Origin of the sequence: Treponema rectale, assembly GCF_014202035.1 — a bacterium.
In the GTDB taxonomy this organism is placed as follows: domain Bacteria; phylum Spirochaetota; class Spirochaetia; order Treponematales; family Treponemataceae; genus Treponema_D; species Treponema_D rectale.
Map to the genome: position 1 here is coordinate 1,013,902 of NZ_JACHFR010000001.1, position 26,153 is coordinate 1,040,054.

At 39.2% G+C, this 26,153-nt stretch carries 24 protein-coding genes; 13 read left to right on the top strand and 11 right to left on the bottom strand.

Features of this window, described 5'->3' with window-relative positions:
• The first annotated feature begins 3 nt into the window (after positions 1–3).
• From HNP77_RS04415 to HNP77_RS04435, 5 genes are all read left to right on the top strand, one after another.
• Positions 4–384 (top strand): hypothetical protein, encoded by a 381-nt coding sequence (locus HNP77_RS04415; protein WP_184651934.1) that lies wholly within the window; start codon positions 4–6, stop codon positions 382–384.
• Positions 381–1,964 carry a tetratricopeptide repeat protein gene (locus HNP77_RS04420; protein WP_184651935.1) on the top strand — a complete coding sequence of 528 codons (1,584 nt, stop codon included), beginning with the start codon at positions 381–383 and terminating at the stop codon, positions 1,962–1,964. The genes HNP77_RS04415 and HNP77_RS04420 overlap by 4 nt, the downstream gene beginning before the upstream one ends.
• Before the next feature lie 29 nt (positions 1,965–1,993).
• Positions 1,994–2,698: an SIMPL domain-containing protein gene (locus HNP77_RS04425; RefSeq protein ID WP_184651936.1), complete on the top strand. Its 705-nt coding sequence runs from the start codon at positions 1,994–1,996 to the stop codon at positions 2,696–2,698.
• A 65-nt stretch (positions 2,699–2,763) separates the two neighbouring features.
• Positions 2,764–4,089, top strand: a complete 1,326-nt coding sequence (gene serS / locus HNP77_RS04430; RefSeq protein WP_184651937.1) for a serine--tRNA ligase — start codon at positions 2,764–2,766, stop codon at positions 4,087–4,089.
• 14 nt (positions 4,090–4,103) lie between these two features.
• Complete coding sequence (locus HNP77_RS04435; RefSeq protein ID WP_184651938.1) at positions 4,104–5,201, top strand: AI-2E family transporter; 1,098 nt, start codon at positions 4,104–4,106, stop codon at positions 5,199–5,201.
• Between the two features lie 2 nt (positions 5,202–5,203).
• Here HNP77_RS04435 and HNP77_RS04440 read toward each other — a convergent pair whose 3' ends face one another.
• The gene (locus tag HNP77_RS04440) at positions 5,204–6,163 is read right to left on the bottom strand and encodes a hypothetical protein (RefSeq protein ID WP_184651939.1); all 960 of its coding nucleotides are present in this window, start codon (positions 6,161–6,163) and stop codon (positions 5,204–5,206) included.
• A 25-nt stretch (positions 6,164–6,188) separates the two neighbouring features.
• A complete protein-coding gene (locus HNP77_RS04445) occupies positions 6,189–6,815 on the bottom strand; it encodes a hypothetical protein (protein WP_184651940.1) in 627 nt (208 codons plus the stop codon).
• 161 nt (positions 6,816–6,976) lie between these two features.
• Between HNP77_RS04445 and HNP77_RS04450 the strand changes: the two genes are divergently transcribed.
• The 3 genes from HNP77_RS04450 to HNP77_RS04460 are packed head-to-tail and all read left to right on the top strand — an operon-like array spanning position 6,977 to position 10,445.
• A complete protein-coding gene (locus HNP77_RS04450) occupies positions 6,977–8,992 on the top strand; it encodes an aconitate hydratase (protein ID WP_184651941.1) in 2,016 nt (671 codons plus the stop codon).
• Positions 8,993–9,009: 17 nt separating this feature from the next.
• A complete protein-coding gene (locus HNP77_RS04455) occupies positions 9,010–9,726 on the top strand; it encodes a late competence development ComFB family protein (RefSeq protein ID WP_246428847.1) in 717 nt (238 codons plus the stop codon).
• A gap of 5 nt (positions 9,727–9,731) precedes the next feature.
• Positions 9,732–10,445, top strand: coding sequence for a Bax inhibitor-1/YccA family protein (locus tag HNP77_RS04460; RefSeq protein WP_184651942.1), 714 nt, complete (start codon positions 9,732–9,734; stop codon positions 10,443–10,445).
• A gap of 101 nt (positions 10,446–10,546) precedes the next feature.
• Here the strand turns inward: HNP77_RS04460 and HNP77_RS04465 are convergent, their stop codons facing one another.
• The 4 genes from HNP77_RS04465 to HNP77_RS04480 form a co-directional block, all read right to left on the bottom strand.
• On the bottom strand, positions 10,547–12,127 hold the full coding sequence (locus HNP77_RS04465; protein ID WP_184651943.1) for an HAL/PAL/TAL family ammonia-lyase: 1,581 nt from the start codon (positions 12,125–12,127) through the stop codon (positions 10,547–10,549).
• An 81-nt stretch (positions 12,128–12,208) separates the two neighbouring features.
• Positions 12,209–12,862 (bottom strand): cytidylate kinase-like family protein, encoded by a 654-nt coding sequence (locus HNP77_RS04470; RefSeq protein ID WP_184651944.1) that lies wholly within the window; start codon positions 12,860–12,862, stop codon positions 12,209–12,211.
• A gap of 191 nt (positions 12,863–13,053) precedes the next feature.
• A complete protein-coding gene (locus HNP77_RS04475) occupies positions 13,054–15,111 on the bottom strand; it encodes an SPOR domain-containing protein (RefSeq protein WP_184651945.1) in 2,058 nt (685 codons plus the stop codon).
• Positions 15,108–15,620 (bottom strand): hypothetical protein, encoded by a 513-nt coding sequence (locus tag HNP77_RS04480; protein WP_184651946.1) that lies wholly within the window; start codon positions 15,618–15,620, stop codon positions 15,108–15,110. Before HNP77_RS04480 ends, HNP77_RS04475 begins: the two co-directional genes overlap by 4 nt.
• Before the next feature lie 117 nt (positions 15,621–15,737).
• On the opposite strand from HNP77_RS04480, the gene HNP77_RS04485 reads away from it, so the two are divergent.
• The 5 genes from HNP77_RS04485 to HNP77_RS04505 are packed head-to-tail and all read left to right on the top strand — an operon-like array spanning position 15,738 to position 21,843.
• Positions 15,738–17,255, top strand: coding sequence for a polysaccharide biosynthesis protein (locus HNP77_RS04485; RefSeq protein ID WP_184651947.1), 1,518 nt, complete (start codon positions 15,738–15,740; stop codon positions 17,253–17,255).
• 1 nt (position 17,256) lies between these two features.
• Positions 17,257–18,435 (top strand): DegT/DnrJ/EryC1/StrS family aminotransferase, encoded by a 1,179-nt coding sequence (locus HNP77_RS04490; RefSeq protein ID WP_184651948.1) that lies wholly within the window; start codon positions 17,257–17,259, stop codon positions 18,433–18,435.
• Entirely contained in the window at positions 18,428–20,590 is a 2,163-nt protein-coding gene (locus HNP77_RS04495; protein ID WP_184651949.1) for a xanthine dehydrogenase family protein molybdopterin-binding subunit, read from the top strand. The genes HNP77_RS04490 and HNP77_RS04495 overlap by 8 nt, the downstream gene beginning before the upstream one ends.
• A complete protein-coding gene (locus HNP77_RS04500) occupies positions 20,562–21,050 on the top strand; it encodes a (2Fe-2S)-binding protein (protein ID WP_184651950.1) in 489 nt (162 codons plus the stop codon). The genes HNP77_RS04495 and HNP77_RS04500 overlap by 29 nt, the downstream gene beginning before the upstream one ends.
• The gene (locus HNP77_RS04505; RefSeq protein WP_184651951.1) at positions 21,037–21,843 is read left to right on the top strand and encodes an FAD binding domain-containing protein; all 807 of its coding nucleotides are present in this window, start codon (positions 21,037–21,039) and stop codon (positions 21,841–21,843) included. The genes HNP77_RS04500 and HNP77_RS04505 overlap by 14 nt, the downstream gene beginning before the upstream one ends.
• Before the next feature lie 6 nt (positions 21,844–21,849).
• Here HNP77_RS04505 and queA read toward each other — a convergent pair whose 3' ends face one another.
• From queA to HNP77_RS04530, 5 genes are all read right to left on the bottom strand, one after another.
• Positions 21,850–22,902 (bottom strand): tRNA preQ1(34) S-adenosylmethionine ribosyltransferase-isomerase QueA, encoded by a 1,053-nt coding sequence (gene queA, locus HNP77_RS04510; protein WP_184651952.1) that lies wholly within the window; start codon positions 22,900–22,902, stop codon positions 21,850–21,852.
• A 27-nt stretch (positions 22,903–22,929) separates the two neighbouring features.
• Complete coding sequence (gene ruvB / locus HNP77_RS04515) at positions 22,930–23,964, bottom strand: Holliday junction branch migration DNA helicase RuvB (protein ID WP_425506735.1); 1,035 nt, start codon at positions 23,962–23,964, stop codon at positions 22,930–22,932.
• A 165-nt stretch (positions 23,965–24,129) separates the two neighbouring features.
• Entirely contained in the window at positions 24,130–24,744 is a 615-nt protein-coding gene (gene ruvA / locus HNP77_RS04520; RefSeq protein ID WP_184651953.1) for a Holliday junction branch migration protein RuvA, read from the bottom strand.
• 51 nt (positions 24,745–24,795) lie between these two features.
• A complete protein-coding gene (gene ruvC, locus HNP77_RS04525) occupies positions 24,796–25,275 on the bottom strand; it encodes a crossover junction endodeoxyribonuclease RuvC (protein WP_184651954.1) in 480 nt (159 codons plus the stop codon).
• Between the two features lie 59 nt (positions 25,276–25,334).
• Positions 25,335–26,081, bottom strand: coding sequence for a YebC/PmpR family DNA-binding transcriptional regulator (locus HNP77_RS04530; RefSeq protein WP_184651955.1), 747 nt, complete (start codon positions 26,079–26,081; stop codon positions 25,335–25,337).
• Positions 26,082–26,153 lie beyond the last annotated feature (72 nt).

Consider the following 26,153-nt stretch of genomic DNA (forward strand, 5'->3'; position numbering starts at 1 on the left):
ACTATGGAAGTACTGGATAATTTACGCCGGCGTTTCGGTGATTTTATAAGGAACAATTCAAAGCTTACCCTCACGATTATTTTTACGCTAACAGCGTTTGTGGCAGTAGCTCTTGTAATTGTTCTTTATGAAACAGCACATCTTCCAAAACCTCTGAAAAAATCTGATATAAAACAGCAGAATGACTTTATTCAGACCGATTCGTTTTTTGTTCCTGATGAAAAACCTGTTATTGAAGATTATTATTTTTCCAGGGATGAAAAAGAAAAGTGGACGGAAGAAGAAACCGACAAATGGTTCACAGTTCCTGACAGCAGGTGGGTCGAGTCTTTGAGTGAAGCAAACCGACAGAAAGTAAATAAAATTCTAGGAGCCGCACCATGAAAAAATTCACTTTCACAAAAATTGCACTATTAATATTTTTTTCTGCATCAATGATTTCCTGTGCCGGAGATCCTGAACCACAGCCGGAACCTGTACAGGAACTTCAAGATGACGCTGAGGCTGAAAACCTTCAGGTAGATTTTACCGCACCAATAGAAGAACCTGCAATCTTTGAATCTGAAACAGAATCTGCCGTAGAAAGTTCAAATCTTGAACCTATCGACGACGAAGAAGGTTTTTACATGAGTGATAAAACCGTCCTCGAAAACACTGATTCTTCAGAAGACACCGGGGCGGCAGAAGAAGCTTCAGAAGGCAGTACTACATACGAACCTGGAGAAACCTACTATAAAAAATATTTTCCAAAAGAAAATGATGAAAATTATTCAAATCCATATCTGGAGGCAGATCCTTTTGAAGGAGAAGATTTCTCTACAGATCAGGACTCTTCTGCACCTCTAACAGACAACACTGAAGAAGACAATGATACTTCAGAGGAAAATGCAACGGACGATGACGGTTTTCCTGAAGAAAAACAGGATGAAACTGAATATACGGAAACAGAAAGCCGGGAAGAAACACTGGAAAATCAGGAAGAAAATAATACTTCTGATACAGAAACCGCAGAAACAGAATCAGAAGATGAAGAAGAAATCAGTATACCCGTACCGTCAAGAAGCGTAACGATAAAAAAGAATCAGTATCTTGAAATCAAATATCCGGGTTCAGGATGGGTTTATCTTGGAGAAACAGATGACACGTCAATGATGCGTTATTTCGGAAGAAAAAGAAATTCCGGAAACACTTCCTTTACCCTCAGGGCTCGAGATGAAGGTACAACCCTGCTTCACTTTTACAAAAATGATGCACTTACAGACGAATTCATAGATGATTATCTTGAAGTCACAGTTTCAGGAACAGACAATAAAGAAAGCCGGGTTACAGCACCTGATTATGAAACTGCCGTACCCCCGGCTCCAAAAAACAGAAAGCATAACAGTCACAATACAGTTCCTGAATACCCTGAAATTTCCGAAACTGTAGAATCATCTTCAATCGACATAACACCATACGGTCCCGATGAAACAGGAAACAAAACTGAAAACACAAAAACAGCTTCTGACACTTCTGTGCGGAACGAAAGAAAAAACGACAGCAATATTGCAACAGTAATACAAAATACAGATTCAACAGATTCAGCCGTTTCTACAAAAAAAAGTTCAAGAACTGAGACTTCTGAAAAACCAGACAGCACTTCCGCTGAGAGTAAAAATGAAACCATAACTGATGGACTGTCAGCAGATGAACTGCTTGAAAAAGCTCAGGCTGCTTTTGATAACGGTGAATACGAAAAAACATTAAATTACCTTGATGCTTTTTTTGACAAGTCAACAGAAAAAATTGACAGCGGTCTGTTTCTTCAGGCCCAGACATATGAATCAAACTCCTCCGTAAGAAACTTAAAAAACGCACTTGAAACCTATGAAACAATAGTACGGGACTATCCGCAAAGCATAAACTGGACAAAAGCCTACGAAAGGATGACTTACCTCAAGAGATTTTATTTTAACATCAGATAAAAAATTAAAAATTATATGGAGAAATAAACATGAAAAAAAACTATTTCATTTATGTAACTATTATTACAGCGGCATTCCTGCTCTCCTCCTGCACGGTAAAACAGGAAGCAGCAAAACCTCTCCGCACTATAACAGTTTCCGGACAGGGCAGTATTTTTGTTGAAAACGATACGGCAAAAATCATATTTTCAATCGTTACCCGCAACTACGACATAAACAAAGCAGTCAGTGATAATGCAGCAAAAAGTACACAGGTGAATGAAGCCCTTTCAAAAGCAGGATTATTAAAAAGTGACATTGCAACTTCAAACTATTCAGTTCAGCAGGATGCAAATCCATCTCCCACAAGAGTTAACTACGGAGCCTATACAGTAAGCAACAGCATTATTGTTACCGTACGGGATATTTCAAGAACAGGGGAAATCATCGATCTCTGCGTAAAAAATGGTGCAAACCAGTTTTCTTCCCTGGGATTCTATGCATCACAGACTGAAAAGGCAAAAAAAGAAGCTGAAGTTCTTGCCATTAAAAATGCAGAATCAAAAGCAAAATCTCTTGCAGCTGCAAGTGCTGCAAAACTTGGAAAAGTACAGACAATCAAAACTGAATACATTTATTCAGAATACTCAGCTGCTCAGGCTGACATGAAAACAGCAGAATCCTATACAACAAGCGTAACACCCGGAAAATCTGCAACTCACGCAGAGGTCACAGTAACTTACGAACTTGAGTAGAAAGTGTAATTTCACTATAGTAGATAAGATTCAGAACAAAACATTAATTAGACAAGGAAACGATAATGTTAGATTACAAATTCATTAAAGACAACCTTGAGGCTGTAAAAAAGAATATTTCAGACAGGAACATGTCTGCAGACGCAGATATTGTTGTAAAACTTTATGATGAACGCACTGCCCTCACTACAGAACTTCAGTCCCTTCAGCAGAAACGAAACGCAAATGCTGCTTCCATGAAACAGAAGCTCGATGCAGATACAAGGGCAAAATATGTAGAAGAAGGAAAAGCCCTTAAAGACAAAATCAGCGAAATTGAAGCTAAGCTTAACAAAACTGAAGAAGAACTTGATGAAGCTGCAAGGCAGATTCCGAACATGGCACATCCTGATGTTCCGGTAGGAAAAGTCGATACTGAAAACCTTGAAGTAAAAAAGGTAGGAACTCCTAGAAAATTTGATTTCCAGCCTAAAGATCATGTTACTTTAGGTGAAGAACTTGACATAATTGACTTTGACAGAGGAACAAAAGTTTCTGGTCCTAAATTTTATTACCTTAAAAACGAGGCTGTTTTCCTTGAACAGGCTCTGATTATGTACGCACTTAACATTCTCCGCAAACACGGTTTTACAACATTCATTACACCTGATGTTGCAAAAGAAGAAATACTTAAAGGTATAGGATTTAATCCTAGAGGAAACGAAAGCAACGTATATTCCATTGAAGAGGAAGGAACCTGTCTCGTTGCTACTGCAGAAATTACATTAGGAGGCTTCCATTCAGGAGAAATTCTCGATAAGAATGCCCTTCCGCTTATGTACTGCGGTCTTTCTCACTGTTTCCGCCGTGAAGCCGGTGCTGCAGGACATTTCTCAAAAGGACTTTACAGAGTACATCAGTTCGACAAAGTAGAAATGTTCGTATACGCACTTCCTGAACAGAGCGATGCACTTCATGAAAAACTTCGTCTCATTGAGGAAGAAATCTTTACAGGACTTGGTCTTCCGTTCCGTGTAGTTGATACCTGCACAGGTGATCTTGGAGCACCAGCATACAGAAAATGGGATCTTGAAGCATGGATGCCTGGCCGTTCAGATGCAGAACATCCTGACGGAGATTATGGAGAAGTAACATCCACATCAAACTGTACTGACTATCAGGCCCGCCGCCTTAACGTTAAATACCATGATGATGACGGAAAAAACAAGTACGTTCATATGCTTAACGGAACGGCAATTGCAGTCGGAAGAGCAATGCTTGCCATTATCGAAAACTATCAGAATGAAGATGGTTCTGTTACTATTCCGGAAGCGCTTGTTCCTTTCTGCGGATTTGACAAAATCGGTCCAAAGACAAATGTAGTATCACCAGTTTATAAAACAAAAAAATAAAAAGGAGATTTCCAGTGAAGGAATATAACTATCAAAAGGGCATTTTCCTTATTCTTCTGCTGCTGACATTTATATTCCTTCTGGAAGTACTCAAAGTAACGGCTTCATTTTCAATGCCTGTGTGCATTGCGGTAATGATTTCCTTTGTTTTCTTTCCGCTGATAAAAAAACTTAACGAAAAATTCAAAATACCATGGGCAGTAAGTGTAATTGCAATCATGCTGGTTATGTTCATTACCCTCTTTCTTTTAGGAAATATTCTGGTTACAAGTTTCAAAAATATCGGCAACACCTTTCCAAAATACGAAGAACGATTTCTAAAGCTTTATAAAACGACAGCACATATCTTTAATTTTAAGATTGATGAAGATCATTCAGTATTCATTAATCTATGGAATTCACTTAATCTCCGTTCATACGTACAGACAGCTGCAATATCAGTAAGCAACTATATAATAAGTACGGCAAGACTTATATTTCTGCTTATACTTCTTACACTGTTCCTTCTTCTTGAAATGAGCACTTTCCATGAAAAAATACTGACTGCATTCAGTACAAAATCCCACGGTGTAAAAGCGGTGGAAATTACAGACAGAATAATAAAAGAAGTAACGCACTATATTTCGATTAAATTTCTGATTTCACTCTTTACAGGAATCCTTGTATTCTTCTGTTCATATATTGCCGGCATCGACTTCCCTATTGTATGGGGATTTATTGCTTTTATATTAAATTTCATTCCTACATTCGGCTCAATTCTTTCATGGGCGCTTACAACAGCATTTACAGTCATGCAGTACTTTCCTGAATGGGGAAAAATAATTTTTATTGCAGCCAGTGTCCTGCTTATAAATTTTGTACTTGGCAACATAATCGAACCAAAATGGGAAGGCTCCGATCTCGGAATATCCCCTTTCTTCATTCTCATAAGCCTTTCCATATGGAGTTATGTATGGGGATTTATAGGAATGATTCTCGCTGTACCCCTGCTTGTTATAATCAAAATTGCCTGTGAAAATTTTGAACCTCTAAGACCTGTTGCAGCTCTTTTAGGAGAAATAAAAACAGCAAAGAAAAAAAATGACAGTTCAGAACCGGAAGAAAAAGTATAAAATCAGCCTGCAAATTTTTTTCCTGATATACGTTCATAAAGAAACCGCACATCTTCATTCTGAATATTTTCATACCTGCAGCTCCAGCACTTCCGCAGACCATTGTCTTCGTCTGCAAACACTCCTTCCACTATACTGTTAACCCGTACAGATCTTTTTACAGGACCTCCGGAAGCAAGGACAAAAGAAAGTTCAAGAGTATAATGCTGGTTTACTTCAAGTTCATCCTGATTCTCCGCAGCACAGACAAAGCGCTTATCATCAATGTAAATTATGTCCAGAGGTTTTACCAGTCCTTCAACAGATTCATTTTCCGGAACAGAAGTTCTTGTCAGATACCTGACGATACTTATCAGGTGAAGTCCGTTACCCAGTATAACAGCAGACTGCTTTCCCTGAGTAATAAACTTTTCCAGAAGGAACTTTGCATGATGCTGTTTTTCAATCTCGATTTCAGACCACTTCGGCTGTGAAAAAAGATTAAAGCCATACAGCGGTCTGCAGACATGATTTACGGAATCAAATGATAAAACGGCAGACACTTCAAAATCATTGGTCTTAAAAGAATCCTTCACCCTCTTTATGGAAGGAGGTATGACAACGGCAAAACCCATTGAATATTCTTTTACTGTAGAAATAAAATAAAGTCCTACATGATTAAAATAAAACTGAACTCTGACGCTCTTTCCAATAAACGGCTGAACCAGACGTCCTGCATTTTTCAGAAGGATTATTCCCTGATTTAATACTTCAATCTGCCGGCTTTTTATGGCTACAGGAAAAACAGCGCTTGCAGGCACCCGCTTTTCATAATCAATACTGTCCATCCGGTTATCAGTCACATCTGCTTCCGTCTGATCAGGTTTCTCTTCAAGCGTTATAGTAAGGGGAACATTATCGTCCCTCAAATACTGCAGGACAAGTTCCCTTTCAATCTGCGTAAGTTCCTTTTCGTCCGTCATAAATCCACCTTTACCTTCTGTACGCTTAAAAAAAATCAAAACGGATTATCTTCCATTCGTTTTCACTTTTTGAAAGATATACAAAAAAATCAATATGAGGCTTAAGTTCATAATTAGTAATGGAGCTTTTCAAATAAACCCTTACAGGAAACTGAACCTGATCCTCTGACACAAAGGGATTGCCTAAAATAACTTCAGATGCTTTCTGATCTGAAAGAATATTCCTGTAATTATATAAAAATACAGCAAGTTCATATTCCCTTCCTGAAAACATCAGAGAAATATTCTCACTATCATTAATAAGGTTTTCTGTAAATTTTCTTACTATCGAGATGCATTCCGGCTCGGCATTCCCAAGATACAGGGAAGCAAAGCCTTCAATACAGGGATAAACAGTCTCTGTTTTTTCAGAGGAAAGTATGACACTCTGAACAGAGGCCTTTACATTGGCTGCCATTTTCTCCGGCTGTCCCGGTTTTGACAAATCCTTTTCCTCCAGATTCTCTGTCCACTCTATTTTTCCGTCATATTCATCCGCCGTACTTCTAAGCGTCTGTTTTTCACGATCAAACTGAGACTCAGGACTTGAACATGAATAAAACAAAGCAAGCGTTAAGAATACAAAGCAGAAGAAAACTTTTTCTTTTTTCACGCATCCATTATATAAAAAAACTTCAATAATATAAAGAGATTTTTGTATTTATCGGCACCACAGAAAGTAAAACCAGTCAATTGTAAAATTCAACTATTGAAACTCTCTCAATGAAAATTTATACTGTCGGGGACTGTTTATTTAATATTAAGGAGAATTCAATGGCTTTAACGCTTGCAGAAAAAATCTTACAGAATCATATCGTATCCTGCGAAGTAGAATGGAAAAAAGGTGCACCAATAGAAAGAGGCAAAGATATAGCTATAAAAATCGACCAGACTCTTACTCAGGATGCAACGGGAACAATGACCTATCTTCAGTTTGAGACAATAGGTGTTCCACGCGTTAAAACTGAGCTTTCCGTTTCCTATATTGACCATAATACCCTTCAGACTGACTTTAAGAACATGGATGACCACAGATACCTTCAGTCCATTGCCGCAAAATACGGTCTGTATTTCTCAAGACCGGGAAACGGTATCTGTCATCAGGTTCACATCGAAACTTTTGGAAAACCTGGAAAAACTTTACTGGGATCAGACAGCCACACTCCTACAGGAGGCGGTATCGGAATGATTGCCATCGGAGCCGGAGGTCTTGATGTTGCAGTCGCTATGGGAGGAGGAGCATTCCACCTTGCCATGCCTAAGATTTTTGGAGTAAAACTTACGGGAAAATTACGTAAGGGCGTAGGTGCAAAGGATATCATTCTTGAAGTCCTTCGCCGTGAAACCGTAAAAGGCGGAACCCTTGCAATTTACGAATACTTCGGAGAAGGCGTAGAAAGCCTTACCGTACCGCAGCGCGCAACAATTACAAATATGGGTGCCGAGCTTGGAGCAACTACTTCAGTATTTCCTTCAGACAGCAAGACAAAAAAATTCCTTGAATCAATGGGAAGAGGGGCTGACTGGACAGAATTAAAAGCTGATGAAGGAGCACAGTACGATAAACTCATCGAAATTAATCTTGATGAACTGGGAGCTTTAGCTGCATGTCCTCACAATCCTGATGTAATCAATACCATAAAATCACTTTCAGGAAAGAAAGTAACTCAGGTAGTCATCGGCTCATGTACAAATTCATCTCTTGATGATCTTGAAAGCGTTGCCGCAATCGTCAAAGGAAAACATATTGCACCTGGTGTAGAAGCAGGTATTGCACCGGGAAGCCGTACTACCCTTCTTATGGCTTCAAAAGCCGGAATTCTTGAAACTCTTATAGAAGCAGGATTCCGTATTCTTGAAAGTGCCTGTGGTCCTTGTATCGGACAGGGCTTTGCACCTAACTCAGAGGGAGTAACACTGCGTACCTTCAACCGCAATTTCAAGGGAAGAAGCGGAACTGCAGATGCAAACGTATATCTCGTAAGCCCTGAAACAGCAGCAGCGGCTGCAGTTACAGGTGTATTTACAGAAGCAGAAACTCTTGATTATGAAGATCCTGCATACACAACAGGCACGAGAGTTTCAATGCTCGACGGACAGGACAGCCGTCTTTCATCACAGAATATTCTTTCTTGCGCTACAAACAAAGGCATGCTCATAGCTCCTCTCAACGAAGAAGAAGCTGCAAAAGTTGAAATTCTCCGTGGTCCGAACATCAAACCGTGTCCAAAATGCCGTGACTATGCAGGACGCCTTACACTTCCAGTCCGCTTAAAGGCTGGAGATAACGTTTCCACAGACGATATCATGCCTGCAGGCGCTAAAGTTCTTCCACTTCGTTCTAACATTCCTGAAATCTCAAAATTTACGCTTACAAGGCTTGATGAAACTTTCTACGAAAGAAGTGAAAAAGAAAATTTCGCAGACTGTATCGTTGTAGGAGGAGAAAACTACGGACAGGGTTCAAGCCGTGAACATGCAGCACTTGGACCTATGTACCTTGGAGTAAGGGCGATTCTTACAAAAAGTTTCGCAAGAATCCATAAGGCAAATCTCATAAACTACGGTATTATTCCGCTAAACTTTGTAAATTCTGCAGATTATGATAAAATAAATCAGGGAGACATCCTTGAACTTACTAATATTGAAGAAGCACTTTCTACAGGATGTGAATTTGAGATAAAGCTTAACGGTTCAACAATAAAGGCCGTAAATGACCTTGCACCGAGAAGCCGTGAAATCCTAAAAGCCGGAGGGCTTGCCGCTTACACAAGAAACGGCGGACAGTAAAAACGGAGGCCTACATAATGCTGAGTGTCCATAACATAATGGAAGAACAGGTTGCATCCAGAGTAAATGAACTTTATGATCAGGTGACGGAAAAAATTTCCGCATGGGTATCATGTGACTGTCAAAACTGCCGTCTTGACACCATAAATTACGTTCTTAACAGAATTCAGCCACATTATGTTGTGAGTGGAAGAGGCGTTACACACAACACAAGTCTTCTTAAAGACTCTCAGCTTTCTGCAGATATTGACAAGCTTGCCATAGAAGGTATGAGGCTTGTCAATGCTGCAAAACGTCCATATCACACATCAAATATAAAAAGAGGAAATGATACTCCTTCATGTCTGTTTGTTTTTCCAACTTTTGTAGGAAACGTTTTTGACGGACAGACCTTTGAACCTGTAACAAATGCAACAATCCTTCTGCTTCTGAACGGCAGTCAGGCTAATATGATGGACGTAACATGGCCTAATCCAAGCAACACATTTGCATCAACAGAAGGAAGTTTTACATTCTGGGCTGAACCTGAAAAGAGTGAAAAACCAGGCATTACAAAAAATTTTACTTTTACTATAGATGTTACGGCACCTGACTACCAGGAAACATCCTATTCGCTGACTTTACCTGTCACAAGCCGTATGACAGAGCGTGCCCTTCTCGATTCAACTTATAGCGTAAAATTAAAAGATCTTTTTCTTTTTAAAAATGGAATAAAAAACGACCAGGAGGTATAACAACTATGGATAATACAGTTTCGCTTTTTAAACCTGCAGAGAGTGAAAAAAGCCGATTTATGGTAAAAACCTATTTATGGATGGCATTTGCACTGGCCCTTAGTGCCCTGACGGCATGGTACTGCGCAAACAGCCTGTCTTTAATGCAGCTTATATGGGACAGCAGGTTCGGTTTCATTGCACTTGCAGTTGGAGAACTCGCAGTCGTCATGATTCTTTCAGCCGCAATAAGAAGTATATCAACAGGCATTGCAAAACTTCTTTTCGTGTTTTATTCAGTACTTAACGGAGCAACACTCTCTTCAATTTTCTGGCTTTACCACATCACTTCAATCTATATGTGTTTCGGCACAACAGCCCTTATGTTTTTTGTAATGAGCATATATGGACTTACAACAAAGCAAAGCCTGGCCAGAGCCGGACACTATCTGATGATGCTGCTTATCGGAGTCATTATAGTTGGAGCTGTAAACATGCTTGTAGCCAGAATTGGCGGCGGAGATCCTTCAAAACTGGATCTTATCCTTTCTTTTGTTACTGTAATTATTTTTACAGGGCTTACAGCCTATGATTCTCAAAAGCTGCTTGCAGTTGCACAGAGGGCTGATTCTTCAGAAGCATACAAAAAGCTGGCAATTATCGGTGCTCTTGAGCTGTATCTTGATTTTATAAACATATTCCTGAACCTTCTTCGCATTTTTGGAAGAAGCAGGGACTAAAAACACAATTGAATTTTAAAACATGAAGAGCCCCTTAAAGTTGAACGGCAAGAGTTCAATTTTAAGGGGCTCTTTGGTTTATACCTGACAACTCCAAAACTTTATGCAAACAAAGAAGTCTCTTTTAACCAGACAGCCACTTTTTCTGCATCTTTATCTAAAGGCCTGTCATCCTTAACAAATCTGCTTATTGCACGAACCTGCTCATACACCTTTCTTGTAAACGGAGAAAAATCCTCCTTACCGGCCAGATCAACTGCCTGCATAGCCGCAAGAAGATGTGTTGCAAACTGAAGATAAACAAGTTCAATCTGTTCTGCAAATTTTCTTGCACTGATTGTTCCCATAGAAACTTTATCCTGATTAAGAGCTTCCGTCGGATGACTTGTAAGACTGACAGGGAACGTATAAGTCATTATTTCACCGCGAATAGCGCTGATTGTAATCTGAGCAGCCTTAAACCCTAATCTAAGACCTGCACGAGGGTCATCATCAGCAGTATACGGGATAAGGTTTTCTGTAAGACCGTTAAATTTTCCGTCAATTATAACCTCTGCCTGCTTATCACTCAAATCACTAATATTTGCAAGAGCAGTCCTCATGTAATCACATGCTGCACAAATATGCCCGCCGTAAAAATTTCCTGTGTTATAAAGACGTCCGGCTTCAATATCTACAAGAGGATTATCACTGGCTGCATTCAGTTCCTCAGTAATCCACTTTCTTGCAACGTCAAGTGTATCGCGATAAACACCGGTAATTTGCGGAGCACAGCGTATGGAATATCTGTCCTGAATCTTATTCTGCTGTTTTAAGAATTTCTTTTCATTAAGAGAATCAATTTTATTTTTCAAAAAATCTTCATATTTAAAGACTCTTTTTGAATCTTTTATAATTTTATAAACATAGGCTGCAGATTCTACCTGACCGGAATGATTCTTAATACGGCTGACTTTATCAACAAAAGGAGTATCTTTACCGCCTGTAATCTCAGAAGTAACCGCTGTTAAGAAATCAGATATATTTGCAAGACGCTCAGCTTTTTTCCATGCAAGGGACGCAACCGCAGTCATAACTGCAGTACCGTTCATTATGGCAAGTCCTTCCTTTGCCTCAATAAGAAGCGGTTCTAAGCCTTCTGCCTTAAGAGCTTTTTTTGCAGGAACAATCTTTCCTTTATAATAAGCATCCCTGTCACCCATTATTACAGCAGCAAGATAGCTTAAAGGAGTAAGATCACCACTGGCACCTACAGAACCAAGTTCTGGAATAACCGGAATAATATCATGTTCAAGAAGAGCAAGCATCATTCTGGCAAGTTCAGGACGAATAGCAGAATGCCCTCCCTTTACGTTCATATTAAGACGGGTAAGAACAACTGCCCTTCCCGTTTTAACATCAAATTTTTTACCAAGTCCGATTCCGTGATATGCAACAATATCCCTCTGAAGTTCACCTGCTTTATCAACACTTATCTGATTTGCACAGGAGTCTCCAAAGTCAGTAGTTACACCATAAGTCGGAACTCCGGTTGAAATATAATCCATAAGAAATTTTCTTGATTTTTCAATTATATTCCAGAATTTTTTGTCTGACGGAAGCTTTACCTGAACTTTCTGTTCTGCCACATCACACACGTCTTCAATAGTCAAACTATTACCATCAACAACAATACTTCTCATAAAAGCCTCATAAAATCGATTTAAATCAATACTGAGCAGTATATCGAATTATTCCAATTTATAGAAGTAAAGTATATTTTTTTATAGTTCAATTTTCAGATCAGGAAACTTCTGTATAAGGGCAAACTTTATCATCTTAACACATCCGTCAATACCAAGTTTCTGTGAATTTAACGTCAGATCATAATTAACAGGATTTGTCCAATAATTTCCACCAGTATAATATGAATAATATTCAGCTCTATAAGTATCAGTTTCTTCTATTGCCCTGTCTGCCTGCTCAGCAGAAAGTCCAAGTTTTTCCATAATACGTGGACGGCAAAACTCTCTCGGAGCTTCTATGTAAACGCTTAGAACCCGGTCTGAATCACGAAGAACCCAGTCTGCTGCCTTTCCGACGATTATAGAACTTTCAGTTTTACTTATCTCCGTAATAATCTGCTTCTCATATTCATAAAGCTGATCATTAGAAACAAATTTCTGGAGTTCCGGCTTAGGGATTTTTCTTTTAGGAAGAAGCTCCAGCAAGCGGGAAAAACCTGTTTTTTTCTGAATTTTCTCATTTACATTTTCAAAAAGCTGTCTGTCGATACCGCTTAACTGAGATGCCAGTGTCAGAATACGGTTTTCATAACAATGAATTCCTAAATCTTTAGCAACCATGGATGCAATTTCTTTTCCGCCCGAACCAAATCCTCTGGCAACTGTAACGGTAAAATTTCTGCCACTGATCATAAATTTCCCCTTGTTTAATATTATGAAAAAAATATAAAAAAACACCGTATAACAGTCAATGTAAAAAGAAGATCGGATTTTAACAATTTCCGTTTTTTACAAAAAAAAAGTGTACCTCCAAAAATTGTCTCCAATTTTTTTTGGTACACTTCAATCACTTATACATATGATTTCCGTCTTTTTCAGATTATTTATTTCACAGATTTTACAAAAGCATCCCTGTAACCGAAGGATTTGAATTTAGCAAGAACTGCTCCATATTCATCCATCGTAAGAGGACCAACCATTACACGGTAAGCTCCCTTAGAAGTTTTTACGAATACCAGCGGATATTTACTGTATCTTACTGCCAGTATCTCAAGATTTTCCCTTTGACTGATAGTAGCAATCTGAACATAATAATATCCTTTCTTAAGGTCACTTTCCTCTACTGTATAACGCCGGATTATGTCATTCTCTTCTGCAACAGGTTCAGGCTGAACAGTTTTCTCTACATAGACCTCATCTTTTTCCGGTTCACCGCTGTCATCAGGAATGATAGTTTCTGCCGGAACAAGAATAATTCCCTCATAAGAGCCTTCTTCAACAGGTTCTTCGATCTCATCTTCTGCTTCAGCAGAAGGTTCAGCAGGAAGAACAGGTTCTGCATCTGCAACAGTTTCTCCTGCAAGATCAGCTTCAGGCTCATCTTCATTTTCAGGAACAGAATCATCTTCAAAATACTCCGCTACAGGCTCTTCAACTACTGCCTCTTCTCCAGGAAGATCATCTTCCGGCTCTTCTTCCACAGACGGTTCTTCAACAGTTAGTTCTTCATCCAAAGTTTCTTCCGGTACAACAGGTTCTACATTATCAACTGTTTCACCCTCAGAATCATCCTCAGGAACTCCGTCGTTTTCAGAAACAACTGTTTTTAATACAGGTTCAACAGAAGCTACTTCTTCACCATCAAGATCGTTATCCGGAACATCAGAGTTTTCTGGAACAACATTTTCTTCTTCAACTGGAACTATAATAATATCCTCTTCAGAAGGTTCTGTTTCTTCTACTCCAAAGTCAGCAACAGGTTCCTCCGGATTATCTTCCGTCAAATCCTCAGGAAGTTCATCAACAAACACATCTTCTTCTACCGGCTGCTCAGAGCTGATATTTTCTTCCGGTTGAACAATTACCGGTTCTTCAGGAGAAACCTTTTCTCCATCAAGATCACTTTCAGGAATTCCCTCATTTTCTTCAGGAAGATTTTCTGTTACCGGCTCATCAACAGGTTCAAGTTCATCAGCTTCAAAAGCCTCTTCAGAAACAGCTTCTTCTTCATCATTAACATCATCCTCAGTTACATCAGTCTCCGGTTCATAAGATGATTCAGTTTCAGCAGGAGCAGTCTCTACTATATTTTCAGACACAGGTTCAAGCTCATCAGCATCAAATTTTTCTTCCTGAATTTCTTCCGGAACTTCTTCTTCCGTTGAGTTTTCCTCTTCTACAGGAAGGCTTTCTTCTGAATCCGTATCATTTTCAGGAACATTTTCTTCAACTTCAGGAAGTTCTTCTTCAAACGGTTCCTCAACAACAGGCTCTTCAAAACTTTCCTCAACAGTAGTTTCCGGTTCTGTCTCCTCAGGAATTTCTTCCACAGGAGTTTCTTCTACTGGAGTTTCTTCTACTGGAGTTTCTTCAACGTTTTCAACCGGTTCCTGAACATTAGAAACAGGAGTATCAATTTCATCAGCAGGGGAAGGCTGCTCAACAGCATTTTTTACGCTCATGAAATCATCTTCTGAGTTTTCATTATCAACTTCATAAGAAAGTTCATCACTTTCAGGTTCAGCTGTATTTTCCGGCTCTGATACAGTCTCACGAGAAATATTTCCTGCAGAAGCCTTTTCAAGAACAGCAGAACCTGTTGATGATTTATCAATAGTTCCATTCCGTCCTGTAAGTTTTACAGTCAGCTTAACTGAAGGTTCAAGCCCCAGTTTTGCAGCTGCTTCCTGACTTACGAGAAGTGCTGTTCCTTCAGCAGCATCAAGAGTTCCAAGATTAAGAAGGCTGAGACTTTCTCCTGTTTCAGGATTAGAAAGTACAACGCTGTCTCCCGGAAGATAACCGGCAGCTTTGACAAAAAGACCTCCTGGAAGTTCTCCCTTTCTGGCAATTACAACATTTCCGGAGGTAAACTCCCCCTCAGCTGAAATCAGAGTAAAACTTATAAATAAAGTAAAAATCAATGATAGAATCTTTTTCATAACTGCCTGCCTATTTCTGAATGAATTTCAGAAGCAACTTTCTGTGACAATTTATAAACACCAGTCTGCATGTTTTTCGCTTTAATCCCGGAAGCATCAATTTTACCGCCGGCAACTCTTTCATCCCTGCGGATATCAGTAAGTTTCCAGCTTATAAAATCAATATTATCAACAACGTTCGCTTCAGATCGTGCTGATGCAGAAACATCATAGTCGGCCGTTATCAGGATAAAGTACCGGATTCCCCCTTCTCTTGCTTCTGCCACAGCTTTTTTTTCGTAATAACCATCCTTTGCAGAATCATTAAAACTTATTGCAGGAGAATTAGTAACTATAAACCCCTGGTTAAAAAAATAATCAAGAATAGTCTCCTCTATCATGAGTGATGAAAGACGAACGTCATCAGAGCTTTTATCATGCTGAATTACCTGAAAAGCAACAGATTCTGAGTATACTAAAACACTGACAACTGCAAAAATAACCGTCAATGCCATTCTTTTTACACTCATGATCATTCCTCCCGCTTAGTACTCTCTAATATCATCGGAATCTGATTTTTTTTATTTAGTATTTTCTGATAATTGAAGAAATAACCATATGGTGATATCATTTACCCGGGTGTGGACATGAATAAAACAGATACTAGAATCTACATTATCGGCGCCGGTTTTGCAGGACAGATGATAGCCCGGGATCTTCTCAGAAAAAAGATTTTCGGAACTGTAGCATCTTTTTTTGATGATGATGAAAACCTGATCGGAAAGAGTTTTGACGGAATTCCGGTTTTCGGACCTGTAGAATCAATTGCATCCGTAATACGGGCCGGACAGAACGATGAAGCAATAATCGCAACTCCAAGCGCCGGAACTGAAAAAATAAAAAAAATATACGATATTCTCATAAATGCCGGTTTTACCAGAATAAAAATTCTTCCTTCCGTGAGCCAGATTGTTGAAGGAAAAGCACATCTCATTCAGGCAAGAGACATAAATCCTCTGGATGTTCTGGGAAGAACACCGATTGTCATATCGTTAAAAGAAAGCCTTTCATACCTTAAAGGAAAACGAGTTCTTATTACAGGTGCCGGAGGTTCCATTGGAAGCGAACTTGCCCGCCAGCTGCTTGAAGGAGGAGCTGAACGTCTGTACCTTTTCGGACACGGTGAGAATTCAATTGTAAATATTTATAGAGAACTTCATATACTTCAGAATGAAGGCGTCGGAGAAAAAGCAACTGTAGTTCCAATAATAGGAGATATGAAAGACAGGGAATACACTGATTACATCATTGGCCGCACTCATGCAGATGTAATATTTCACTGCGCCGCATATAAGCATGTCCCGATGATGGAAGAAAATCCAGTCGCAGTAATAGAAAACAATGTATTGGGAACAAAAAATCTGCTTGATGCAAGTCTGGCCCATAACGTAGAAAGATTCGTACTTATTTCGACAGATAAAGCTGTTACTCCGGTAAGTGTTTACGGAGTAAGCAAAATGCTGTGCGAAAAACTTGTCCTCAAGGCAGCAAAAAGCGCAGGAAATAATCAAGCATTTATGTTCGTAAGATTCGGTAATGTTCTTGGTTCACGAGGTTCGATTCTTCCGCTCTTTATGGAACAGATAAACAATGGCGGTCCTGTAACTGTTACAGATCCGGAAATGGAAAGATTTTTCATGACTATACCGGAAGCATGTTCCCTTGTACTTCAGACCGGTGGAGTAGGAAAAAATGCTGAAAGTTACCTTCTTGACATGGGAGAGAGCATCAAAATAATTGACCTGGCACGTCAGATAATAAAATTCTCAGGTTTTGAACCGGAAAAGGATATTGCAATAAAAATAATAGGTCCACGACCGGGAGAACGTCTGGAAGAACCTTTATGGCTGAAGGAAGAAAATCCCCAGCCTACCGAATACAAGAAAATCCTTAAACTCAAGAATATCGAAAGCAAAACCCTTGACGGACTGCTGGAAAAGATAATGCCTGTAGTAAAATTTAACAGCGAAAAAAAAGAATTATTCAGAAATAAAGAAGTTCTGTTGAGAATTCTGAGGGATGAAGTTCCTTCCCTGAACGAATTTTATACAAAAATGGAACAGGAAGGAACTAAACAGAAATTATCAGCAAAGGTGGTGCTTTAAAATGAATGCTGTAAAAATGAACGTACCTTTTTTCAAGGCATCAATCGGCAGTGAAGAAGAAAAAGCTGTTATCGATGTAATGCGCAGCGGCTGGCTTACAACAGGAAGTCAGGCCCTTGCTTTTGAAAAGGAATTTTCAGAAAAAGTACACTCTCCTTTTGCACTGTGCGTCAATTCAAATACAAGCGGAATGATTCTGGCAATGGAAGCCCTTGGCGTCAACAGAGAAAATGCAGTAATAACAACTCCGTACACTTTTGTTTCTACAGCTGCAAGTGCCCGGCACCTTGGAGCAGATGTTTTCTTTGCTGACATCGAAAAAGACTCTTACTCCATTGATCCGAACAGCATAGAAAAAATACTGAAAAGTCCGGATGGAAAAAAAGTAAAGGCTATTGTTCCGGTTCACATAGCAGGAAATGTCTGCAATATGAACGCAATAATGAATCTTGCAGAAAAATACAATGTAAAGGTTATAGAAGACTGTGCCCACTCATTTCCAAGTAAAACGCAGTCCGGATATGCAGGCACAATAGGCGACGCAGGAATTTTTTCATTCTATGCAACAAAGACAATGACAACTGCAGAAGGCGGAATGGTTACCGTAAAAGATTCCGCTGTTGCAAAACGAATTACTCAGATGAGGCTTCACGGAATGGACCGAACGACATGGGACAGATATACATCTCCTAAAGCCAGCTGGGAATACGATATAATTGCCCCGGGATACAAGGCAAATCTTCCTGACATACTGGCTGCTCTCGGACGGGTACAATTAAAAAGAGCAGAAGAATTTGACAGAAAACGCAAAATCCATGCAGCCTATTATAATTCAAATCTAAAAAAACTCGATTTCATAAAACTGCCTCCTGATTCTGAAGGAAACGCCTGGCATCTTTATCTTATGAGGCTTGATCTTTCTAAGCTCAAGTGCAGCAGAGATGACTTTGCCCGGGAACTTCAGCAAATGGGTGTAGGCATCAGCATGCACTTTATACCGCTTTTTAATTTTTCTTACTGGAAAAACCTTTATCATGGATTTACCCCGGAAAATTTTCCAAATGCACAGCAGCATTACCTGGAAACGATAACACTGCCCCTGTGGCCGGACATGACAGAAGAGATGTGTGCCTATGTAGTTGACTGTATAAAAACCATCGGAGAAAAATATCATGGCTGAAAAAAAAATAAAGAAAGAACATCCTGCAAAATTTTCATTTCAGAATGAATTTTATTCAGATCTTTCAATGCCATCGATGCTGTATGCAAAAGTTATACGAAGTCCGATAAAAAAAGGAATAATAACTTCCGTAACACATCCAGACCTTCCTGACGGATACTTTCTTTTTACTGCAAGAGATGTTCCGGGCAGCAATCTTATTGATACGCCTTTAGGAAAAGTACCGGTATTCAGTGAAGGAAATGTTTCCTATCTTGGAGAACCAATAGGTCTGCTGGCAGGCCCGGATGAAAAAACAGTCAACAGACTTCTACAGGAAATAGATATTGGTTATGACAGAAATTCCATCGACTATTATTTTAAGGAAATAACAGTTGACGGAGAAGATAAGCTGTTTTCATCAGAAATCACCTCAAGAAAAGTTACCTGGGGAAAAAACGTAGAAAAAATTGACGACATCATAAATGAATCAGATTACAAAAGTGAACAGACATGGACCTTTGCCGTATCTGCACTGAACACAACAGAACCAAACGGAGCCTTATGTTCCTTCAGCAATAACAACCTGACCGTATTTACTTCAGCCCAGTGGATTTTTCAGCTCAGAACAATTCTAAGCACTGCATTAAAAATAAAAAACGAAAACATCATAATAAAGAAAACAAAAACCATGGATTATGGAACGAACAGTATCTGGTTTAATTCCATAATCACATGCCAGGCTGCAGTTGCATCATTTCATACTGGTCTTCCTGTAAAGATTGTATACACACGGGAAGAACAGCTTAGATTTATGGATACAATGCAGCCTATTTCCATACATTACAGAACAGCAGCAGACAAAGACGGTACACTTACAGCAATTTCAGCTGACATAAAAATGGATGCCGGATTTATAAATCCCTTCTGTCAGGAAATAATTGACAGGCTTGTAATCGCCAGTATCGGAATCTACAGAGCAAAAAACATAAGTATAAATGCTTCTGCCATACAAAGCTACAATCCACCGTCAAGCATTGAACTCGGACTCATAGACCAGGCAGCTTTCTTTGCATTAGAAAATCAAATGACTCTCATGAGCAAGGAATGTTCCATCTCTCCACTGGAATTACGATTAAAAAATTCTGTGTTCAGCGGCAATCCAAAAAAACAGGATTTTCCATTTTTATTTTCTGTAGAAAAAGGAAACGAAGTATTCTCAGCTCTTTCAACAGCCGGAGACTTCAACAGAAAGTATACAACCTATAATCTAAACGCCAGCTCCGTATTTTCTGATCTTTCCGGAGAAAAACGGTTTGCAAGTCTGGCACCTTTGAGAGGAATAGGATTTGCATGCGCATATGAAGGTTCATGTTTCTTCGGTTCAGAAGCAAATGCCAACAATCAGTACATTGAAGTTACACTGGAGGAAAATTCCACACTTATAATACATACCTCTCCAGTATCTCATTCCATAGAAATGATATGGACTAAACTGGCTTCTGAAATGCTCTCCATTCCCCAGAACTCTGTAAAAATCGACACGAACTTTCCTGCAGAAAAAGAACCTCCTCTTCCTGAAAGCGTTTATTCAAACATAAGTGTAATGACGGAACTGCTAAAAAAAGCATGTGAGACAATCAAAAAGAAAAAAGAAAAGGAATCCCTTCCCATTAGCGTAAAAAAAACAATTACGCCGGCAATAAAAAAATTATGGAACAAAGAAAAATTCACAGGCTTCCCGTATCACAGTACATCCTTTGCAGCTGCAACAGTAGAACTGGAAATGGATATTACGCTTTATCGGGAAGTAATACGTTCCATAAAAATAGTTATTTCCAGCGGTAAGGTAATGCATCTGCAATCTGCACAGAACAGCATAAAACTTGCAGTTCAGAAAGTTCTTCAAACACTGGTAAAAGACGAACCCCTTGACTGTCCGGACATAAAAATAGCTTTCATACAGTCAGATGAAAATCCAAAACAGATTGGAGAAGTTATAAAAAAAATAGTTCCGGCTGCATATACACAGGCATTAAGCCAGGCCTTAAATACAACAGTAACAAAGTTACCTTTAACAACGGATTCACTCTACGAATTCTTAAAAACAAAGAAAGAAGAATCAAAACCTACAGAGGAACAGAACAATGAAAATACCGGTAACCCTGAACTATAAAAAAATAATTCTTGAAGCTGATGCGCAGGATAAACTTCTGGACGTACTGCGGGCACAAAAAATTTACAGTGTGAAATGCGGCTGTGAAAAAGGATGGTGCGGAAACTGCATGGTCCTGCTGAATGGAACAGCCGTACCCTCCTGCTGTGTAACTGCAGGTACATTAAGGGACGCAACAATTGAAACCCTTGAATCTTTTAAAAACAATCCGATTTATCAGGACATAATGACCGGCTTCTCACAGGCAGGAATTCATCTTTGCGGTTACTGTAATGCCGGAAAAGTTTTTACAGCCTATGAACTTATGGCAAAATATCACAGACCTGATAAAGATCAGTTAAAAAACGCAATAAAGAACCTTTCCTTATGCTGTACTGATTACGATCAGCTGGCAAACGGAATTCTTTATGCTGTTGCAGCACGTCATGCAAGGGAGGGAAAATCAAATGCAAAAAAATAATTCCTCTGTATTAATGGCATCCACACTCTCAGACGTATTCTTTCATTTAAAATCAGTCAATAACCTGCAGATTCTTGGAGGATGCACTTACATCAGCAGTCTTGATGAAAAATCGCTATGCGTAAAATTCATAGATGAACTGTCTCAAATTGAAAAAAAAGAAAGATACATTGATTTCGGGCCTTCTGTTACTCTTTCACAAATAATACAGATCCGCCGTACAAACCTTCCTGAAGTTTTATACGATGCTCTTATTACTATGGCAAGTGAATCAGTGAGAAACCTTGCAACTTTTGGAGGAAGCATCTGCGCTGCAGATCCAAAAATAATGATATGGTCTCCACTTCTTGCTCTTGATGCCAGACTTGAAATAAGAAACCAAAGCGAAACAAAATACATTCCATTTTCAAAATACACCGGAATTCCGAAAGGCTTCATACTGACGAAAATTCGAATCCCCATTGATGACTGGGACATACAGATTTTTAAAAGAGTCGGACCATCCTCAAAACTGAATGATTTAAGTGCGGGATTTACATTTCTTGCATCAACACAAAAAGACCTGATAACAAACGTGCGGATTACTTTCTCCGGAAATACTGTTTTCCGTTCCACAGAACTTGAAAACAAAATAATCGGAGCACATTTTCCGCTTACATCAAAGTTCATCGGTGATGTTGTAAAAACTGCTTCTTCACTTTTAGAAAAAAATCAAGAATATACAAAAATGCAGCCGATACTCAGGCAGCAGTTTCTGAACCTGATTCAATACTCACTGGAACAACTCACATAATAAAGGCTACTTTATCAGCATACAATCGCCATAAGAAAAGAATCTGTACCGTTCCTGAACAGCCTGATTATAAGCATTAAGAATGTTTTCTCTTCCTGCAAAAGCACTTACAAGCATTATAAGGGTACTTTCCGGTGTATGAAAATTTGTAAACATCTGGTCCACCACCTTAAACTCATAACCCGGGTACATAAAAATATGAGTACTACCAGTTCCGCCCTGCACCTCATAAGATCCGTCTTCCTTTTTTACGGCAGCGCTTTCCAAAGTACGGACACTTGTAGTACCGACAGCAAGAACAGGTCTTCCTTCCCTTTTTGCTTTATTAATTTTTTCCGCAACTTCATAAGGAACGGTATATACTTCTTCATGCATTTTATGGTCTTCTATGTTTTCTTCCCGTACAGGTAAAAAAGTTCCAAGTCCAACGTGCAGCGTAATCCATTCCAGATCAACACCTTTAGCTCTTAATTTATCAAGAAGCGACTGTGTAAAATGAAGTCCTGCAGTAGGACAGGCTGAGCTTCCGGTTTCTTTTGCATAGACTGTCTGATAGCGCTCACTGTCAGTATCATCATCTTCACGCCGTATATAAGGAGGAAGCGGTATATGTCCGTTTCTTTCAAACCATTCCTCTGTGAGCATGAAAGGAAACTTGATTGTACGGAACTCAGTACCATCATCTCCTTCATGGGCAATAATTATCCCTTCACTTCCATCTGCAAACCTGTATATATTTCCGGTCTTAACTTTTTTTGCACCCTTTACCATTGTATTCCAGGTGTCACCATCCGGCCCGCATTGATTCAGAAACATAAATTCCTGCTCTCTGCCAGATGTTGTTTTTATTCCGTAGCATCTTGAACGTCTTACTTTTGAATTATTAAAAATCATGAGAGTTCCGCTTTCTACCAGATCAACAAGATCTTCTACTTTATAATGTTTTACGGACCCATCATTTCTTCCCAACAGCATAAGACGGTCATCACCACGAGTTCCGGCCGGTTTCTGAGCAATAAGTTCCTGCGGTAATTCAAAATTAAAATCACTAAGTTTCATATTCACATTTCCTGAAAAAAAATTTATTTAAAACAGACTTCCCTGTCCCTTCAAAGAATCAGAAGCAGGTGTCATTCCTAAATGTTCATAAGCCTTCTGAGTAACAATTCTGCCTCTCGGAGTCCTCTGAATCAATCCACATTGAATTAAATAGGGTTCATAATAATCTTCTAAAGTATCCTGTGATTCTCCAATACTAATGGCAAGCGTTTCTGCACCAACAGGTCCGCCTCCAAAATTATTCATAATGCTTAAAAGAATCTCACGATCATAATTTTCAAGTCCAAGATTATCTATTCCCAGTTTTTCAAGTCCCTCTCTGACAATTTCAGATGTGACTACAGGACTTCCGGCATGCTGAGCATAATCCCTCATACGCCTCAAAAGTCTATTTGTAACTCTTGGAGTTCCGCGGCTGCATCCTGCAAGAAGCATTGCCGCATCATCATCAATTGCAGTCCCGAGAATTCCCGCAGAACGCCTTATAATATCTGCAAGCTCATTATCATCATAAAAACGCAGCCTCTGAACAATTCCAAACCTTGTCTGAAGAGGTTTACTCACCATACCAGCTTTTGTAGTTGCTCCTGCAAGTGTAAAATGAGGAATTGGTATTCTCACAGTTCTTGCCGCAGCCCCCTGTCCGATAACCCAATCCAGCTCAAAATCCTCCATGGCAATATACAGCATTTCTTCTATCGCCGGTTTAAGTCTGTGAATTTCATCAATAAAAAAAACTGTTCCAGGGGTAATTGTAGAAAGTATTCCTGCCAGATCTTTAGGTTTATCAAGAGCAGGTGCGCTTGTTACCTTAAAATCAGCTCCAAGTTCATTTGCCGTAATCTGAGCAAGAGTTGTTTTTCCAAGTCCCGGAGGTCCAATGAGAAAAAGGTGATCCAAAGGTTCATTCCTTTGTTTTGCTGCATCTATAAAAACCTTCAGATTCTTTTTGATCTCACTCTGACCTAAAAAATCATCCAGAAGTTTTGGTCGAAGAGAATTATCCGGAACGTCTTCAGCAGAGAAAACATCAGCACGCACAATATGAGAATCAGTAGGCAAACTTTCAGCCCTGACAATTTTTGTACGTCCTCCATATTCATTGTCCATAGAAAAAGCTGCCTGAGAGGCAAGTTGAGACACTATATTCATATCGTCTTCTTCATTATTCTTTTTTTGATAAGAAGATTTTGAAGTTACACTCTTATTAAACATATCCTTCATATGCTACCTGGCCAAAAATAAAAGTGCGCGTCTGAAAACAGCATCTTCCTTTTCTGCTGTATTTTTCTCAGAAAAATCCGTTTCTTTAGAAAGTTCACAGGATATTTTTTCCACAGCTTCCAGAGCCTTCACTCTTTCATACCCCATGTCAACCAAAGCTGTAACTACATCACCATATTGAGAAGATTTTTGTTTTGATACAGAAACAGAATTATCAAGACTGAGTTTTCCTTTCAGCTGAAGTAAAATCTTTCCGGCGGTTTTTTTACCGACACCAGGAACTTTTTCCAGAGCTGCAAGATCTCCGTTTTCAAGAACGTTTACTAAGTCCCGGCTTGTAATCGATGACATAATTTTTACTGCAGCTTTAGGTCCTATACCGTCAACCTTCATCAAATCAAAAAAAAGCTGTCTGTCAGAATCAGAAGCAAATCCATAAAGACTCATAAGAACATCAGAATGCTGCAGATAAGTATAAACTTTTACCTCATTTCCAGCAGGAGGAAAAACATCCAGGCTTGTATCAGGGCATATCAAATCCCATTCAATTCCATTATTCTCCAAAAGCAGTTTCTGCGGAAATTTTCCTGTAATAATTCCAGTTATTGAATTAAACATGAGAATGATTATATCAAAATCAATTAAAAAGGTCAGTGCCTGTAAATATAATTACCCGGCAATATCACCGGAATTTATGCACGTAATCGCACCGGCAAGAGCATCCGCTGCATGATCAGGAGACGGAACTTCTTTTAGTCCCAGAAGCAGTTTTACGCAATTCTGAACTGTCCGTTTATCTGCGGTTTTAGTCCCTGTAACAGAATACTTTATCTGATTGGGAGTATAAAAACAAAGTGGAATTCCAGCCTGAGCAAGACATAAAGTTATAACACCTTTTGCTTCTGCAACAGCCATGGCACTGGAGGTATTACGGGAAAAATACAAAGTCTCCATTTCTGCACAGTCAGGCTTAAACTCTTTTATTACATCAGAAAGCCTTCCATACAATGCAAGAAGCCGCATCTCATGAGATAAAGTACTGTCGGTTTCAATGACACCATAGCCCGCAAGAGAAAACTTACCATGAGAACAATCAATTATGCCAAAACCGGTATTTGCAAGTCCCGGATCAATTCCCAATACTCTCATAATTTCTTAATAAAAAAAGCCCCGCAAAAAACGCAGGGCCTTAATAATCAGATGCCTGATTACTCAGCATCAGGATCAAATCCATCCGGGTACTCAACAGTAGACCAGACGTTCTGAACATCATCATTATCTTCAAGTTTATTAAGAAGTTTTGCAACTTTCTTTGCTGTATCTGCATCAACAGCTGTATAAGCCTGAGGAACCATTGAAACTTCAGCAGAAAGTGTTTCCCATTCCTTAGCCTGAACTGCTTCAGCTACAGCGTTAAATGAAGAAGGATCAGTTGTAATCGTAATAACTCCGTCTTCATTTACAATATCATCAGCTCCAGCTTCAAGTGCAACTTCCATTACTTCTTCTTCTGAAACTTTTTCTGCATCAAGTTCAATAACACCTTTACGATCAAACATACGGCTTACAGAACCTGAAGTACCGAGGTTTCCGCCATTTTTTGTAAAGATATTGCGTACATCAGCTGCTGCACGGTTATGATTATCTGTAAGAACTTCTACAAGAACAGCAACACCACCAGCTGCATATCCTTCATATACAAGTTCTTCATATGAAGTTGCACCGTCTTCACCAGTACCCTTCTTTATTGCACGTTCGATGTTATCCTTAGGCATGTTTGAAGCACGTGCCTTGAGAATTGCTGTACGAAGTCTTGGGTTTGAATCCGGATCACCGCCACCCATTTTTGCAGCGATAGAAATTTCCTTAATGAATTTTGTAAAAAGCTTACCGCGTTTTGCATCGGCAATACCTTTTGCATGTTTAATGGTTGCCCATTTACTGTGTCCTGACATTTGGAACTCCTGTATAAAAAAAATAAATTACGATTGATTTACCGAATTTATCACAAATAAAGCATTTCTTCA

What these genes read in the sequence shown, in the direction of transcription:
- serS (WP_184651937.1), top strand. Translation starts at nt 2,764, where the DNA reads ATGTTAGATTACAAATTCATTAAAGACAACCTTGAGGCTGTAAAAAAG.
- HNP77_RS04490 (WP_184651948.1), top strand. Translation starts at nt 17,257, where the DNA reads ATGAATGCTGTAAAAATGAACGTACCTTTTTTCAAGGCATCAATCGGC.
- HNP77_RS04480 (WP_184651946.1), bottom strand. Translation starts at nt 15,620, where the DNA reads ATGAGTGTAAAAAGAATGGCATTGACGGTTATTTTTGCAGTTGTCAGT.
- HNP77_RS04460 (WP_184651942.1), top strand. Translation starts at nt 9,732, where the DNA reads ATGGATAATACAGTTTCGCTTTTTAAACCTGCAGAGAGTGAAAAAAGC.
- HNP77_RS04415 (WP_184651934.1), top strand. Translation starts at nt 4, where the DNA reads ATGGAAGTACTGGATAATTTACGCCGGCGTTTCGGTGATTTTATAAGG.
- HNP77_RS04440 (WP_184651939.1), bottom strand. Translation starts at nt 6,163, where the DNA reads ATGACGGACGAAAAGGAACTTACGCAGATTGAAAGGGAACTTGTCCTG.
- HNP77_RS04500 (WP_184651950.1), top strand. Translation starts at nt 20,562, where the DNA reads ATGAAAATACCGGTAACCCTGAACTATAAAAAAATAATTCTTGAAGCT.
- HNP77_RS04420 (WP_184651935.1), top strand. Translation starts at nt 381, where the DNA reads ATGAAAAAATTCACTTTCACAAAAATTGCACTATTAATATTTTTTTCT.
- HNP77_RS04485 (WP_184651947.1), top strand. Translation starts at nt 15,738, where the DNA reads ATGAATAAAACAGATACTAGAATCTACATTATCGGCGCCGGTTTTGCA.
- HNP77_RS04495 (WP_184651949.1), top strand. Translation starts at nt 18,428, where the DNA reads ATGGCTGAAAAAAAAATAAAGAAAGAACATCCTGCAAAATTTTCATTT.
- HNP77_RS04530 (WP_184651955.1), bottom strand. Translation starts at nt 26,081, where the DNA reads ATGTCAGGACACAGTAAATGGGCAACCATTAAACATGCAAAAGGTATT.
- ruvA (WP_184651953.1), bottom strand. Translation starts at nt 24,744, where the DNA reads ATGTTTAATTCAATAACTGGAATTATTACAGGAAAATTTCCGCAGAAA.
- HNP77_RS04425 (WP_184651936.1), top strand. Translation starts at nt 1,994, where the DNA reads ATGAAAAAAAACTATTTCATTTATGTAACTATTATTACAGCGGCATTC.
- HNP77_RS04505 (WP_184651951.1), top strand. Translation starts at nt 21,037, where the DNA reads ATGCAAAAAAATAATTCCTCTGTATTAATGGCATCCACACTCTCAGAC.
- HNP77_RS04470 (WP_184651944.1), bottom strand. Translation starts at nt 12,862, where the DNA reads ATGATCAGTGGCAGAAATTTTACCGTTACAGTTGCCAGAGGATTTGGT.
- HNP77_RS04465 (WP_184651943.1), bottom strand. Translation starts at nt 12,127, where the DNA reads ATGAGAAGTATTGTTGTTGATGGTAATAGTTTGACTATTGAAGACGTG.
- HNP77_RS04450 (WP_184651941.1), top strand. Translation starts at nt 6,977, where the DNA reads ATGGCTTTAACGCTTGCAGAAAAAATCTTACAGAATCATATCGTATCC.
- queA (WP_184651952.1), bottom strand. Translation starts at nt 22,902, where the DNA reads ATGAAACTTAGTGATTTTAATTTTGAATTACCGCAGGAACTTATTGCT.
- HNP77_RS04475 (WP_184651945.1), bottom strand. Translation starts at nt 15,111, where the DNA reads ATGAAAAAGATTCTATCATTGATTTTTACTTTATTTATAAGTTTTACT.
- HNP77_RS04455 (WP_246428847.1), top strand. Translation starts at nt 9,010, where the DNA reads ATGCTGAGTGTCCATAACATAATGGAAGAACAGGTTGCATCCAGAGTA.
- ruvC (WP_184651954.1), bottom strand. Translation starts at nt 25,275, where the DNA reads ATGAGAGTATTGGGAATTGATCCGGGACTTGCAAATACCGGTTTTGGC.